This window comes from Paraburkholderia sp. BL10I2N1 (genome assembly GCF_004361815.1).
Classification (GTDB): Bacteria; Pseudomonadota; Gammaproteobacteria; order Burkholderiales; family Burkholderiaceae; genus Paraburkholderia.
This window is the reverse complement of sequence record NZ_SNWA01000003.1, coordinates 21,863-36,363: the sequence shown is the minus strand read 5'-3', so window position 1 is coordinate 36,363 and position 14,501 is coordinate 21,863. Positions and strand designations below refer to the sequence as shown.

9 protein-coding genes and 2 pseudogenes are annotated in these 14,501 nt (G+C 60.0%); 2 read left to right on the top strand and 9 right to left on the bottom strand.

Going from position 1 to position 14,501, the window contains the following annotated elements; genetic code table 11:
• Positions 1 to 8 precede the first annotated feature (8 nt).
• The 5 genes from gcvH to B0G77_RS37870 all read right to left on the bottom strand — a co-directional run bounded on the left by gcvH (position 9) and on the right by B0G77_RS37870 (position 6,927).
• Positions 9 to 383: a glycine cleavage system protein GcvH gene (gene gcvH / locus B0G77_RS37890; RefSeq protein ID WP_133667075.1), complete on the bottom strand. Its 375-nt coding sequence runs from the start codon at positions 381 to 383 to the stop codon at positions 9 to 11.
• 273 nt (positions 384 to 656) lie between these two features.
• Positions 657 to 1,634 carry an agmatinase gene (gene speB / locus B0G77_RS37885; RefSeq protein ID WP_133667074.1) on the bottom strand — a complete coding sequence of 326 codons (978 nt, stop codon included), beginning with the start codon at positions 1,632 to 1,634 and terminating at the stop codon, positions 657 to 659.
• A gap of 389 nt (positions 1,635 to 2,023) precedes the next feature.
• Positions 2,024 to 3,715, bottom strand: a complete 1,692-nt coding sequence (gene betA / locus B0G77_RS37880) for a choline dehydrogenase (RefSeq protein ID WP_133667073.1) — start codon at positions 3,713 to 3,715, stop codon at positions 2,024 to 2,026.
• Between the two features lie 43 nt (positions 3,716 to 3,758).
• Positions 3,759 to 5,285: a cytosine permease gene (locus tag B0G77_RS37875; protein WP_133667072.1), complete on the bottom strand. Its 1,527-nt coding sequence runs from the start codon at positions 5,283 to 5,285 to the stop codon at positions 3,759 to 3,761.
• Positions 5,286 to 5,418: 133 nt separating this feature from the next.
• A complete protein-coding gene (locus tag B0G77_RS37870) occupies positions 5,419 to 6,927 on the bottom strand; it encodes an aldehyde dehydrogenase family protein (RefSeq protein ID WP_133667071.1) in 1,509 nt (502 codons plus the stop codon).
• 207 nt (positions 6,928 to 7,134) lie between these two features.
• On the opposite strand from B0G77_RS37870, the gene B0G77_RS37865 reads away from it, so the two are divergent.
• Positions 7,135 to 8,049 carry a LysR family transcriptional regulator gene (locus tag B0G77_RS37865; RefSeq protein ID WP_133667070.1) on the top strand — a complete coding sequence of 305 codons (915 nt, stop codon included), beginning with the start codon at positions 7,135 to 7,137 and terminating at the stop codon, positions 8,047 to 8,049.
• Here the strand turns inward: B0G77_RS37865 and B0G77_RS37860 are convergent.
• The 3 genes and pseudogenes from B0G77_RS37860 to B0G77_RS37850 form a co-directional block, all read right to left on the bottom strand.
• Positions 8,029 to 8,166, bottom strand: a pseudogene (locus B0G77_RS37860) (transposase); the annotation flags it as partial. The gene B0G77_RS37865 and the pseudogene B0G77_RS37860 overlap by 21 nt on opposite strands.
• A 64-nt stretch (positions 8,167 to 8,230) precedes the next feature.
• Positions 8,231 to 8,779, bottom strand: a pseudogene (locus B0G77_RS37855) (DDE-type integrase/transposase/recombinase).
• 490 nt (positions 8,780 to 9,269) lie between these two features.
• A complete protein-coding gene (locus B0G77_RS37850; protein ID WP_243751446.1) occupies positions 9,270 to 10,439 on the bottom strand; it encodes a tryptophan leader peptide in 1,170 nt (389 codons plus the stop codon).
• A gap of 433 nt (positions 10,440 to 10,872) precedes the next feature.
• On the opposite strand from B0G77_RS37850, the gene B0G77_RS37845 reads away from it, so the two are divergent.
• The gene (locus B0G77_RS37845) at positions 10,873 to 12,258 is read left to right on the top strand and encodes a hypothetical protein (protein ID WP_133667601.1); all 1,386 of its coding nucleotides are present in this window, start codon (positions 10,873 to 10,875) and stop codon (positions 12,256 to 12,258) included.
• 162 nt (positions 12,259 to 12,420) lie between these two features.
• Here the strand turns inward: B0G77_RS37845 and rpoD are convergent, their stop codons facing one another.
• Complete coding sequence (rpoD, locus tag B0G77_RS37840; protein ID WP_133667068.1) at positions 12,421 to 14,403, bottom strand: RNA polymerase sigma factor RpoD; 1,983 nt, start codon at positions 14,401 to 14,403, stop codon at positions 12,421 to 12,423.
• Positions 14,404 to 14,501 lie beyond the last annotated feature (98 nt).

Genomic DNA, 14,501 nt, shown 5'->3' with positions numbered 1-14,501 from the left:
ATCGGGGATTAGGCGCCGGTGAAGGCGACATAGGCGGATTCGTCCATCAGCAAATCGAACGCAGCGGGATCGGCAAGTTCGATCCTGAAGAACCAGCCGCTGCCTTGCGGATCTTCGTTGGCCTTCGACGGTTCGTCCCGCAGCGCCTCGTTGATCTCGACAATGACGCCTGCGACTGGCATTTTGATTTCACCCGCGGCCTTGACCGACTCGATCACGGCCGCTTCTTCACCGCCTTTCAGGGACTTACCCGGCGCCGGCAAGTCGACGAAGACGAGGTCGCCCAGTTGTTCCTGTGCAAACGTCGTAATGCCGACGGTTGCGCGGCCGTCGTCGTCCAGACGCAGCCATTCGTGGTCTTCAGTGAATCGCAGATTGCTCATGAGTGTTGACTCCATCCTGTAGGGGCCCGATTCGAATGCGTGCTGCATCGTCAATTGTCAGTTCGATGCTTCAGCCACAGCAGGCAAATCGTCCTGTGTCACGGTATGCCGGGTCGAAGCGGGCTGATCGGAATAAAAACCAGATTTGAATGTGACCGGTCGAACGGTCAGACTGGCCAGCATCTCGCGGGCCAGACAACCAGGCAGATTTGATGGGGCATCAGTCGCCGGAAAGCGGACGCAGGTATGCGCGCCGAATCCGGCGAGCCAGCTTCAGCGCGCCTGCGCCCTTTTGACCTTGCGCTGGTGCATCACACGGCCGATTGTGTTCAGCAGCAGTTGCGCGGCAAGGATCGACGTCGAGCCGGAATGGTCGTAGTCGGGTGCGACTTCCACGAGGTCGATGCCGATCACGTCGCCCTGCGCCGCGAGCCCTGCGAACAGCTCGAGTCCTTCGTAGTACAGCAGGCCGCCGTGGCTCGGCGTGCCAGTGCCCGGCGCAATCGACGGATCGAAGCCGTCGATGTCGATCGTCAGGTAGTAGCGCACGCCCTTCGGAATGCGATCCAGCACGCCCTGGATGCCGAGGCGGCGCAAATCGCGCACGGAGATGATGTCCGAGCCCATCTCGCGCGCCTGCGCGTAGCCCTCGCGCGCCGTCGAAGATACATTGCGGATGCCGATCTGCGTCATACCCGACACCACGCTCTTTTCCGCGGCGCGCCGCAAAGGATTGCCGTGACCGTGGCGCACGCCGTGCCGTTCATCGACGAAATCCAGATGCGCATCGATGTGGACGATGTGAAACGGCTCCTGACCTTCGAATGCGTTGATGCACGGAATGTTGATCGAATGGTCGCCGCCCATCACCACCGGCAGCGCGCCGGCTGCGAGGATCTTGCGCACGCCGTACTCGATGTTGGCATGGCTCTTTTCCGTGTTGGTGTGCACCATGTCCGCGTCGCCGATGTCGACGATGCGCACTTCGTCGCTGGGCAGATAGACGACGTCGTCTTCGAAGTCGTAGGCGCCGCCATGGCCGAACGAGAACAGGGTCGACGCGTCACGAATCGAACGCGGACCGAAGCGTGCGCCAGCGCGCCACTGCGTGCCGCAATCGAACGGCGCGCCCATCACCGCCACGTTGCCGTCGATCTTGTCCCAGTCGAGACACAGCGGGGATTTGGCGAACGTGCAGATACCCACAAACGGCAGATTGAGCCGGCCTGTGTCGTAGTTGTTTCCAGACATGTTGCCTCCGTTCTTTTATCGGTTGAGATACGCGCGACGCGAAAACGCGCCGCATCTTCGCCACTGCAGCCATGCGCGTCATCAGGAGCAGCAGGGTTATCTAAAGAGAGTCTAGGCAGCCAAATTCAACGGAACAATGCCGAAAACAAGAAATACACATCGGCATTCTCCGAAGCAAAAAGCGCGGGCCGCCCTGATGCGCCATGGCAGTATGCGCAACGTCGCCAAAACACGACGGCGTCTACGTTGCTGGCGGATTCATTGATTGGATCCTGTCGAGGCAATCCACGCACTCTGGCGCCGTGGAGTAGCGGCCCGGCGCGGTCTTTATGCAGTTGCCAGCGCTAAGGGCAAGAAAGAAATCTCCACCCTCACCCCTGGCCGCCACGCTACCCGAGATGCACCGTTCGCGCCGGTGCGCGGGTGCGTTGCCGCGTCTCCCATCCTTCAGCAAGGCCTACCTCGGCGTTCGACGGGGGCAGCATGGGAACCGCCCGCACCAGGTCGGATGCGCGCTCGGCCAGCATGATGGTCGGTGCGTTCAGGTTGCCATTAGGCTCCGTCGGGAAGACCGATGAGTCGATCACGCGCAAGCCTTCGATCCCACGAACCCGCAGTTCGGAATCGACCACCGCCATATCGTCTTCGCCCATTCGACACGAACCACAAGGATGCATCGTGCTTTCCAGACTAGCTCTGACGAAGGCATCGATTTGCTCGTCCGTCTGAACGTCAGGGCCAGGCGCGAGTTCGACATCGCGGAAGCGGTCCATCGCCGGCTGGCCGATAATTTCTCGCGTCAAGCGAACACAGCGTCGAAATTCTTCCCTGTCCTCTTCGCGATCCAGGTAGTTGAAGCGAATCTCCGGGTGCGTGTGCGGATCGGCCGACACCGCCCGTACGTAACCGCGGCTCTTTGGCTTGTTCGGCCCGGTCAGCACCATGAACCCATGCCCCTTGAACGGCTTGTCACCGTCATAACGCATGGCTGCGGGCAGGAAATGGAATTGAATATCCGGCCAACGCAGGCCCACTTCGGAGCGAATGAATCCGCCGGCCTCGAAGTGGTTGCTTGCGCCCAGGCCGTCCTTGAACAACAGCCAGCGCAAGCCGATCATGAATTTGCTGAACGGATCCATTTTCGCGTTGAGCGTGACGGGCTCCTTACACGCGTACTGAATATAGATTTCAGCATGATCCTGCAGGTTCTCGCCGACGCCGGGCAAGTCATGCTTCACGTCGATTCCCGCCCGCTTCAGCACGTCGGCGGGGCCGATTCCGGAGCGCTGCAGCAGGTGAGGCGAGCCGATCGGGCCGGACGAGATCAATACTTCACGACGGCACCGCACCGTGTGCGTGACGCCGCCTTGTTCATAGACGACCCCGACCGCGCGCTTGCCTTCGAGAATCACGTGACGCGTCATGGCATTGGTCACCACGGTCAGATTCGGGCGCTTCATGGCAGGGCGCAGGTACGCATTAGCGGTGGACCAGCGCACGCCGTTCTTGACCGTCATGTGCATCGCGCCGAAGCCTTCCTGCATATGCCCGTTGCAATCCTCCGTCTTGATGTATCCGGCCTGCGCGCCTGCCTCGACCCATGCGCCGTACAGCGGATTCGCCATGTTATTACCGTTATTGGTGCACAGCGGCCCCTCGGCGCCGCGGTACTCGTCGCCGCCGAACTTGTAGGTCTCCGCACGCCGGAAGTAAGGCAGGCAATTGCGATATCCCCAGCCTCGAGCGCCCAGTTCCTCCCACTCGTCGAAGTCGTAGGCGTGGCCGCGAATATAGACGAGACCGTTGATCGAAGAGGAACCTCCCAGAACCTTGCCACGCGGGCAGTGCAACTGGCGGCCATTCAGATGGCGCTCCGGCGCGGTCTGATAACGCCAGTTGTACTTGGTCGTATTCATCGGCATCGAAAACGCACTCGGCATCTGAATGATGACGCTGCGATCGCTGCCACCGTACTCCAGTACCAGAACACGTACCGCGGGGTTCTCGGTGAGTCGGTTGGCCAATACACAGCCGGCCGATCCGGCACCCACAATGATGTAATCGAATTGCTCGATAACCATGATATATGCCTTATTTCCTAAGCTTGATACGCTTGCCCGTGTCTCACGAGCGACCCTTGTCGCCAGTCGTGAATTGCGGTGAGACTTTCTCGATGTGAGCGATGACCGATCCTTCGTGCTTCAGATCGATTGAGCGGGCCAAGACGTAATACGCGAAGCCCGAGACGAACAGGCCAACCAGCCAGGCCAGATCGACGCTGCCCATCGCCCGAGCCAGCGGACCGACGTACACCTCGTTCGAACCGTCGAATACGCAGAAGAACGGAATCATCGCGACAAAGCCGATTGCGTAAGCGATCAAACCGCGTGCGCCCCATGTCCCGTAAAGGTTGTTGTGCGGCAGAAAGAAGTGCGGAATTGCGTAACGGCCTTTGCGGACAAAGAAGTAATCCGTCAGATTGACCGCGGTCCAGGGCACCAGGAAATACAGCATGACGATGAGGTAAATATTCAGCACGGAGAGGCCTTTACCCGACGTATAGATGCTGAGGGCCACCCCAAGCTGAAGAATGACCACGAAGAGAATCGCCAGAATGCGGGCCTTCGCGGTCGGCTGAACTTTCCGGAACGAGTCGACACCGGTGATGGCCGTCAGTTTCGCGCTATAGACATTCATCGCGATGACCGGCAGGAAGGCGAGAATCGTGACGCCCACCACCGCGCTTCCCATACCGGGCATCAGGTCGTTACCCACCTGATTCAGTGCGACCAGCACATCGCTCGCATGCAAATGGTCCGCCAGCCAGCCCCCAATCGCGATCATCCACGCCCCTGACAACGACGCGCCGAGGAACACCGCCGCGATCAGCCTGCCGCTCGGCGTATTTTTCGGCAGGTAGCGCGAGTAATCGGAAACATACGGTGCGTAGGCAATGTTGTAGCTGGCCGCCGCTGCAAATTGCGCGATGAAAGCCACCCAGTTGAAGCCGAGCGGCGCGACCGGTGCGGCGCCCGGTGCAGCGGGGGCGGCTGCAATGTCGGGCACCCAGTGCATCAGGACGGCGAGCGTAACGAGCCCATACAGGGGAAGCGACAGATATAGCGCCCATTTGAAGCTGCGGTGCATCCAGTCATGGCCGAGAATCGCCAGAATCGAAGCGGGCACGGTCACAGCCAGTGCGACTTTCACCGGGTCCCAGTTGAACAGTTCCTTGAGACCCTGCATCATCAGCACCAGGTTGACGATGTTGAAACCGGCAAACACGAAAAGTGTCGCCATCAACACCACGATGACCCCGCGATAGCCGAACTGAGCTCTCGACTGAATCATCTGCGGCAAGCCGAGATGCGGGCCTTGCGATCCATGAAATGCCATGAACAGGGTGCCGAACATGATGCCCAGCGTGCCGGCTATCGTCGTCCACAGCGCATTCAGGCCGATGCTGGGACCGACAAAGCCGATGGTCATGGTAAAGAAGGTGAAATTGCCCAGAAACCAGAACGGTCCTTGCCTCGACAACCTGTCGGTTCGTTCGTTATCCGGAATGAAGTCGATCGAGTGACCTTCAATAGCCCCATGCTCGATCGCCGCTTCGGTGCTGCTAACCGATTCGTCTGTTGCTTGCATCATGTACCCCTTGCCTGCAATGAGAGGTGAATGGGATAAGGCTTGACCCGGCACGCTTTCTGGCTGCAACGCTCGCCCGTCACGCGGCCACAGGCTCACGTTCGCCTGCGGGCGTCGTCGGACGTATTGGCGTCGTTCAGCGCAGCGTGATCCAGACGGCCTTGCTCTCCATCAGGTGATCGAGCTGCTCCGGGCCGAGGTCCTTGCCAAAGCCGGACTCCTTGAACCCGCCAAACGGCATCGAGGGGTCGATGGTGCTGTGCGCATTGACGTACACCATGCCGGCGCGCAATTGCGGGATCAATCTGTTCACCAGGTTCAGGTCATTGGAGTAGATCGCTGCGGCAAGACCATACCGGGAGTCGTTCGCCAGCGACAACGCGTCGTCTACGTTGTCAAATGGCGCTGTCACCAGCACCGGGCCAAAGATTTCTTCACGGACTATCTTCATGTCGCTGCGGCAATGCGTAAAGATCGTCGGCTCGACGAAATACCCTGCCCGGTCAAGCGCGTGACCGCCATAAACAACTTCCGCTCCTTCGCGGCGTCCGTCCTCGATATAGGACGCGACGCGATCCCTCTGAAGCGCGGAAACGAGTGGGCTGATGAAGCAATCCCGATCGAGGCCGGGCGCGATCTTGAGGGTGCGCGTGTACTCGATCAGCGCGCCGATAAACTTGTCGTGAATCCTGCGCTGGACATAGACCCGTGCACCCGCATCGCAGACCTGTCCCGCGTTGAAGAAAATGCCGTTTGCCACTGCCTGCGCTGCCGATTCAATGTCAGCGTCCTCCAGGACCAGCACGGGCGACTTGCCGCCCAGTTCGAGTGTGAGACGTTTGATGCCACCCACTGCGGTGTGCCCTACAGTGCGCCCCACCTCGGTGGAACCCGTAAACGTGATCTTGTCGATGCCCGGATGCGAAGCCATGGCCGCACCTATTTCACGGCCGCGACCGGTCAGAACATTGACGACGCCATCCGGAATCCCTGCCTCCTGCACCAACTCCACGAAGCGAAGCGTTGACAGCGACGTCAGTTCGGCCGGCTTGATCACGACAGTGCAACCGACGGCGAGCGCGGCGGCTACTTTCCATGCCATGGTTTGCAGAGGGAAATTCCACGGAACGATCACGCCGACCACGCCGATGGGCTCCTTGCGAGTATAGGCAACGTAGTCACCAGGCAACGAGGTTTCAACCGTGCGGCCATGGAGCTTTGACGCCCAACCGGCGAAATAGCGGAACGTGTCGATCGTGCCTTGAATGTCGACGTCACGCGCCTGGGCGACGGACTTGCCGACGTCGATCGATTCGATCTCGGCCAACTCCGTCGCGTTCCATTCGAGCAGATCGGCGAGCCGGTGCAACAGACGTTCGCGCTCGAGGGGCTTGAGCTTGCGCCACGGTCCGCCGTCGAATTGCCTGCGGGCCGCTTCGACCGCGCGATCCAGATCGGCGGTGGTGGCCATGGGAATATCGGTGATCACGCCCGTGGTGGACGGCTCGATCACCGCACACGATTGCCTGTCGCCTTGCGGCACCCAGGCACCGCCGATAAACATCTTCTTCGGCTTGGTGAGGAAGCGTTGCGTCTCTTCGCGGACGCCAAACTTCTCAAGGTAGTTTTGTACGACTGCATCCATCATTGTCTCCTGTCTTGCAGATTGCCTGGCATTTGGCCTCTCGCGGGCCGGTTTTGTACGTGTTCCAGATTCCATCGATACAAACGCGGCTTGTGACAGCACGGCGTTTTGAGAGAATATGGACCAGGTGCTCACGGGTAAAAATCACGTGCATCAGATGTTCATATCGGAAATATCGAAGCAAGCTGCGCAATAGGAGCGACGACGGTGATCCAGTTGCAGGACGTGGACCTCAAACTGCTGAGGGTCTTCATGACGGTTGTGCGGTGCGGCGGATTTTCCGCCGCGCAGGCAACCTTGAACGTAAGCCAGTCGACGATCAGCGAGCAAATGACGACGCTGGAAACGCGCTTGGGCCTGAAGCTTTGCGAACGAGGACGCAGTGGCTTTCGCCTTACCGAGCACGGCATGGCGACTTATGAGGCGGCGCAGCGGTTGCAGGTCGCGGTAGAAAGCTTTTGCGCGGATACCGGCGCGCTCAAGAAGCAGATTTCGGGGAAGCTGTACCTCGGCATCATCGACAACACCGTGACCGATGCGGCCTCGCCGCTGCCGCAGACGCTGCAGGATTTCGTGTCGAGGGGGCACGATGTGCATCTGGACGTCTATATCGGCACGCCCGCCGAACTGGAAGAACGAGTACTGGATGGCCGGCTGCACATCGCAGTCGGGCACTTTCCGCTCCATGTGCCGGGGCTGACCTATACAGAGCTCTACGACGAACCGGATGGTCTATATTGCGGAAAGAATCACCCGCTCGCTGGCCGATCGGCTGACGAAGGCTCGCTCGACGAGGGCGTGGCGTCTAGCCGTGTGGTGGCGCGCGGATATCTGCAACAGCATGACCTGCGAATGCTCAAAGCAAGTAAGGCTGCGGCAACTGTCGACAATATCGAGGCGCAGGCTATCCTTATCCTGTCGGGAGCGTACATCGGATTTCTGCCGATTCACTACGCGGCCCGCTGGGTCGCACGCGGTGAGATGTATCAGATAGGCCCAGACCAGTTCGGCTCCAGGTGGCCATTTTGCGCAATCATTCGGCGGGCCGCTGTGCCTCCTACTATCTTGCAAGTATTCGTGATCGACTTGATGGAAAACTTTCACTACAAATGTGCGGATTGAACTTTCGCAGCGGTTGTTACTGATCGACCAGAGTCCATTTTCAAGATATCGGACGAGCTTCGGCCACTGGCCGCTAAGATAGTAAAGCGCCTTGCGCAGCAAGCTGTTCGGTGCGACGAGCGACAATGGCGCTGTCACATTGCTGATGACGTGACGAAACATCGGCAGGCGTATCCTCCGCTCAGAACGTAGTGGACGGACCTTGGGATATGCCGGTGAAAAGGCGCCACGCTTCAAATCGTGCGGCGAGTTGCTCGCGATGGAGCGAGGCGCGCAGCAGATGACGTTTGAGTGCGAAGTGTTTCCGGATATCGGACCGAAGCACGACAGGAAGGATTGCGTGCGTTCGGGCAAACGAAAGCCGCGCATGCGCCTTTCGCGTTCACGTGTTGGCTGGTGGCTGTTTTCCGCACGGTTGTTGACGCGGGCACGGGCCTTGACGAACACGTGCTTTACGTTCGCCAGTTCCGGGATTTCCGCTTTCGCGGCCGTGTAACTGCGCAACTGGTCGGTGACGATCTTCTTCGGCACTTCCGGGCAGCCGGCCCAGCACGCGTTTGAAGAAGCGTGTGGCCGCAGCCTTGTCGCACCACTTCTGTAGCAGGATGTCGAGTTCAATGCCGTGCTGGTCGACCGCGCGCCACAGCAGCCAGGGATCACCGCTCAGCGACACGAACATGATCGACGCCGGGAATCGATGACCGTGGTGGAGCGATTTCGTCTTTTGCATCACGCCATATTAGCCGACGACTCTGCGAACGTGACAACGCCGTTCAATCTTTTCAAAAGCCGCCATTCGCGAAAGGCGATTTCCGTGACAGCCCGAATGGCGGCTTTGGCCGATTCGCTTCCATCGGGCATCCTGCAGGTCCTGAAGTGAACCGGTCATTGGAATGACGGCTTTCTAAGTCGCGCGAACGACAACTCGCGACTGGGCCCCGTCCTCTGACGTCCGTTGGCAAGCGCCTGCCGCATCCCGGGTATCGGTCGTTCAACCGTGGGTCTACGAGTCAGCGAGTATGTGCCGCAAGGTCGACATGTTCAATGCCGACCGCATGTGCGGGTCAGGTTTTCCGGCGCAACGCCCCGATCCACTCGAATGTCCGCAGCGTTTCAAATAGAGAAATTATTAGCTTTTGAGCGGCTGCCAGTCTGACCGTTAGGTGTCCAAAACGGAAAGTGCGTTGAGTCTACGACCTTCTGGGACACAGAACGCGACTTCAAGCGAGGGAGGTCATGCCGGCGCCCGGCCGGCCGGGCCCCCAAAGAATACGAAGTTTGTCGCCAATGTCGGGAATATTGTTGCCGCCCACGCTGGACTCGGTGACAAGTCGATGTGCGGTCGCACCGCACTGGGAAAGCGTCTCGTGCAATCGCGGTTCAGCCTGCACGGCGGCGACGACCTTTTCGAGCTCAGAGGGGGACTCGCTCAACAGGGCAGGAACTACCTCTTCTGGCGGTATCAAAGAGCCGTTACTCAGAAGCTGAGCGGTCCAGTCGCATCCGTAAAGCAGCGCGCGGCGCTCACTCCTTTGTGCTTCTTCCTGGTCCAGCGCGGCAAGACTGTGCCGGTTCTTGTGAAGCGAAGTGCGCCAGGTCGTGAGGATGTCATTGCGCAGTCTTGCAATTGCTTCACCAAGTGCCGCATTCTGCCCGCCCGCCGCGAGGCACCGTTCTTCGAGTCTGTCGACATAGTCCCGATAGCCCTCGAGGAACGATTGCCAGTTCAACGGGAGCTCTGCCGTCTGGAAGAACGAGTCGCTGAGATCGCCAAGCTCGTTGCTGATTTCATGCAGTGCTCGGGCATCCGCAAGCCGTGACTCATAGACGTCGTGAGCCGTCACCATTTGGCGATGCAGGGGAAAGAGCGGGTTGCTGTGGCGGCGTTGCAGGTGTCGCTCGGCAGCGCCGGGATGGGTGCTCCATTTCCAGTTGGGCAGCGATTTCGCATCGAACTCGACCGCGTCTATCATCGGTCGGAACATCGCCAGTGCCTCTTCAGTCGCATGACGAAAGCAATCAGCGAGCTTGTAGTCATTGCCCTGCAGACTGCCGCTCTCATCTCCAGCGTAAGGCGATTCGGGCGAGAGGCGCAGGAAGCCAGTGGCCAGAAAAAATTCCATCGGTAGCTCCACCGGGAGACCCTCCAGCCGGAACCTGCGTTCCTCGGAGGAAATTCCCTCGACAGAATGCGCGAGGCGGTTTTCGAGGTCGAGGAGCGCATCGATTTTGTCGCCGGACGACGGCTGCGCTGCCTCAGCGAGCAGGCCGAAGGACTCACGGGCCATTCGTGCCGCAATAGTGCCGTGCTTCTCGGCAAAGAGCCAAAACCAGAGGGCAAGCTGATATCCTCGAACGCCGTTTCGGAGGACTGGTTCGACGTCGGGCATGAATGTGATGCCAGGGGCGGCCCACCCTGCGAACGGTGCTGAACCGCCGCCCAGGTACATGCCCAGAAGTTGCTTTATCGACTGATGTGTCTCGCTGGGCCAGCTCCGCGTCTCATCTTGCCGCTTCTCGGTTTTCCACAGTCTCCAGGCCATCCTGAACCTCGCAAGATGTGCGGTATGCACGCTGCAACGATACTTGCACACTCGGCCGGGGCCGTAAACCGGCGGCGGCCCGTGTTCTTCCGGGACAGTTCGACGCGATCCTTACGGCGTGAGCGGACTTGCAGAATATGCGAACGCTGACGCGGTATCGCGCTGGGGCTTCGGCCCGTGCGTACATTTCCGCCCAGCAGAGCTGACGCAGCAAATACCAATGTGGCCTCGTCTATAATTCAAAAATCAGAACACCAATGATCGCATGGAGCCCTACTTTATGAGTCAACCCCGCGGACGATATGCGGGATCTCGGGACAGCGGCCAGCGCCAACCTCGTCACGTCAAGAAATCTCAGTCCAACCGGCAGAGACAACCGTACGTGAATGCACCTGCGCGAGACTCCGCCCAGACTGCCTCCATTTTCAAAACCCGATCGTTCCAGTTCCTGGTCGATACGGTGGGTGCAGAGAATATCGCCCTGGGACTTGGATCGAACATGGCGCGAGTGGCCGAACTGACGAAGGGCGAGAGGTTCACGCCCGAGACCGCCTTTCACATGGAAACCACGCTTGGGTTGCCTCACGGTTTCTTTGACCAGCCCAATCCTGCGCTCGCGGCCGAAACCATCGCCCGCCTGAAAGCACCGCTCGACTTCGTTCAAACAGACGACGAACCAGAAGCAGTGTCGGAAACACCCATGCCGGCTTCCGCCCTGAACGGCGGCCAGCAACCATTTCTTAAAGATAGTTTGTCCGAGGAAGCGCAAATGCCGAAGAAAGCAACTGGCGGGTCGCCCAGAGCCGTCAGGAATAGTCGAAGCCAGATGGCCGAACCGCCTACCCCTCATGCGCAGCGAAAAGGTTCACCCTCGACACACAGGACATCGCCTGGAACAACCCAACAGCAAGCGCTGGCATTAGACGACAGCGCCGCGGTAGAGAACATTCGACGCGCTAACCTCCACATTCTCACGGGTCGCAACGGATCGAAAGCAAGGCTTGGTGTAGTCATGGCGATGAGCGGATCCAACATGGCCCATCGGCTATATGGCAAGAAACGCATGGACGGTGTCGAAGCAAACCGTTTCACGGAGCGACTTGGTTTGCCAACTGGCTGGCTGGACACGCCGCGCTCCGAAGCCGAAATTCCGGAGTCGGTGTCGCGTTTGCTCACGCCTGCTTCGCGCGGTCGTGCATCCGATCAACAACACGAGCCGCTCGCGGCCCCAACGAAGGATGGCGCGCCGGAGAAAGCCGCCGATACGAAGGCGCACACGGGACGTGCGCGGGCGGGCGGGCGGACAGAGCGGGAAAGCGCCCTACCCGTTTCGGCGCATGTCGTAGAAGAAACGCCAACGGCCGTCGTCAGCCAGCAGGGTCATGTCAATGACGTTCCTGACGAGCCTGCGGGTCGCTCACCGGAAGAGCGTGATGGCGAACTCCCGGCAGCCGCACCAGCAACCCCGGAGTCGCTCACCGTCACTGCAACAGCGCAGCGCAATCCGGTGCCGCTTCCCTTCGCTTCCGTGACGAGCCTGGACAATCTTCACGGTATCGAACCGATCGCGGAAGCCTTGATCAAGACGCTGGCAGGTAAGGCACGCACCGGTCGACTGGACGAATTGAAGGCGCTGGAACTTTTGCAGCAGGCAGTCCTGTTGTGAGTCGGTGGTAGCGTGCCACGACCTGTTCTGCAATGACGCATGAAGCGCATCAAGGTGGCCTGGCCCCGGTGCGCCCGAAGAATCGCCAGGTTCCTGTTCGACGGTGGACTGCGGTTCCCGCCCTCCCGGACAACGCAACACCCCGATGCCCGGGTCTGTGGCTCAATGGTCGAGAAATTGCCGTAGCTTGTCGGCACGACCCGGGTGCATCAGTTTTCGTATCGCCTTGCTTTCGATCTGCCGGATCCGTTCGCGCGTCACGTCGAACTGTTTGCCGAGCTCCTCGAGCGTATGGTCGGACGCGGTATCGATCCCGAAACGCATCCGTAGCACTTTCGCCTCACGCGGCGACAGCGCATCGAGCGCCTCATCGATCGCAGCGCGCAGGTTTGCCTGCACGGCCGCGTCCGCAGGCGATGCCGCCATCGGATCTTCGATCATATCGCCAAGCGTTGCGTCGGCGTCTTCGCCCACCGGCGTCTCGAGCGACACGGGCTGTCGGGCGACCTTTAACATGCCGCGAACCTTCTCTTCCGGCAGTTCCATGCGCTGCGCCAGCGCCGCAGGATGAGCCTCGTGTCCCGTCTGCTGCAGGATCTCGCGTGAAAATCGGTTGAGCTTGTTGATCGATTCGATCATATGCACTGGCACGCGAATCGTGCGCGCCTGATCCGCAAGCGAACGCGTGACGGCTTGCCGCACCCACCACGTTGCGTAAGTCGAAAACTTCCAGCCGCGTCGATATTCGAATTTGTCGACGGCTTTCATCAGGCCGATATTGCCTTCCTGAATCAGATCCAGAAAATGCATGCCGCGGTTCACGTACTTCTTCGCAATGGAGATCACGAGGCGCAGGTTAGCCTCAATCATCTCGCGCTTCGCCTGCCGCATTTTCGACTCCGCCGCCATCATCTGCCGGTTGATCTTCTTCAACTGTTGCAGCGGCAGTCCGGCGTTCGCTTCGATATCGATCAGCTTCTGCTGTTCAGCCTGAATCGCAGGCAGACTGCGTTCGAGCGCGGCGCCATACTCGCGCGACGCCGCGGCCGTGCGTTCAGTCCATCCAGGATCGGTTTCATGCCCCGGAAACGACGCGACGAACTTCTCGCGTGGCATCCCGCACCGGTCAACGGCAATGTGTAAAACACGCCGCTCCACCGTGCGCACCTGCGCGACCTGTTGCTGCACGTCGGCACACAGTCGATCGATGGTTCGCGCCGTGAAGCGGATGGGCGCCAGTTCATGCCGGACCGCTTCGCATATGCGTGCGAAGGCAGCGTGGCCCTTACCTTGCGCAGCATCGGCACGCGGAATCTGATCGAACAGCTCGCGCACTCGCGCAAATATCGCGAGGCTGTCGCTCGTGAGCTGTTTCAGACGCGCTTCGTTCGCCTTCGCCGGATCGTCCTCTCCAGGCTCGCTGTCTTCATCGCAGTCTTCATCGCCTTCCTCGTCGTCATCGACGGTGTCGGCGTCGATATCCGGTATGTCAGTGGAGTCTTCATTGAGACCGTCAACCAGTTCGTCGATGCACAGTTCACCGGCCTCGATCTGCTCTACGCTCGCAAGGATCGCGGAGACAGTCGCCGGGCACGCCGCAATTGCCTGGATCATTGCGTGAAGGCCGTCTTCGATGCGCTTTGCAATCTCAACCTCGCCCGCGCGAGTCAGCAATTCGGTCGCGCCCATTTCACGCATGTACATCCGCACGGGATCGGTCGTGCGCCCGAATTCAGAGTCGACCGTGGAAAGCGCGACTTCCGCTTCCTCGTCAGCCTGGTCGTCCGACACCGCCGCCGGCGCAGCGCCGCTCAGCAACAGCGTCTCGGCGTCGGGCCTCTGCTCGTAGACCGCTACGCCCATGTCATTGAAGGTGCTGACAATGGTTTCGATGGCAGCGGTGTGCGCGAAGTTGTCCGGCAAGTGATCGTTGATTTCGGCGTGAGTCAGGTAGCCGCGCTCCTTCCCCAATTGGATGAGTGCGCGCATCTGGCGCTGCCGCTCTTCGTCCTGCAACACCGTGGACACTGCGTCCATCGAGAGCAAGGCTACGGTAGCCTTATCCCTCGATGCGCGGCGGCCCGCAACCTTCGGCGCAGATGCGACGGAGTCTGACGCTGAATCTTCGCGATCAATACGTGCCATACATTCTCCTGGACAGGGTTTGCCCGGCGATAGCGAGACCAGCGGCTACCCGCACCGGGGCGGGCGCGCCCCGACATTCACGGCTGCAGGCGGGCATG

Coding starts and splice junctions, on each gene's coding strand:
- B0G77_RS37875 (WP_133667072.1), bottom strand. CDS start 5,285: ATGATGCAAGCAACAGACGAATCGGTTAGCAGCACCGAAGCGGCGATC.
- B0G77_RS37850 (WP_243751446.1), bottom strand. CDS start 10,439: ATGCCCGACGTCGAACCAGTCCTCCGAAACGGCGTTCGAGGATATCAG.
- B0G77_RS37870 (WP_133667071.1), bottom strand. CDS start 6,927: ATGGATGCAGTCGTACAAAACTACCTTGAGAAGTTTGGCGTCCGCGAA.
- betA (WP_133667073.1), bottom strand. CDS start 3,715: ATGGTTATCGAGCAATTCGATTACATCATTGTGGGTGCCGGATCGGCC.
- speB (WP_133667074.1), bottom strand. CDS start 1,634: ATGTCTGGAAACAACTACGACACAGGCCGGCTCAATCTGCCGTTTGTG.
- rpoD (WP_133667068.1), bottom strand. CDS start 14,403: ATGGCACGTATTGATCGCGAAGATTCAGCGTCAGACTCCGTCGCATCT.
- B0G77_RS37845 (WP_133667601.1), top strand. CDS start 10,873: ATGAGTCAACCCCGCGGACGATATGCGGGATCTCGGGACAGCGGCCAG.
- gcvH (WP_133667075.1), bottom strand. CDS start 383: ATGAGCAATCTGCGATTCACTGAAGACCACGAATGGCTGCGTCTGGAC.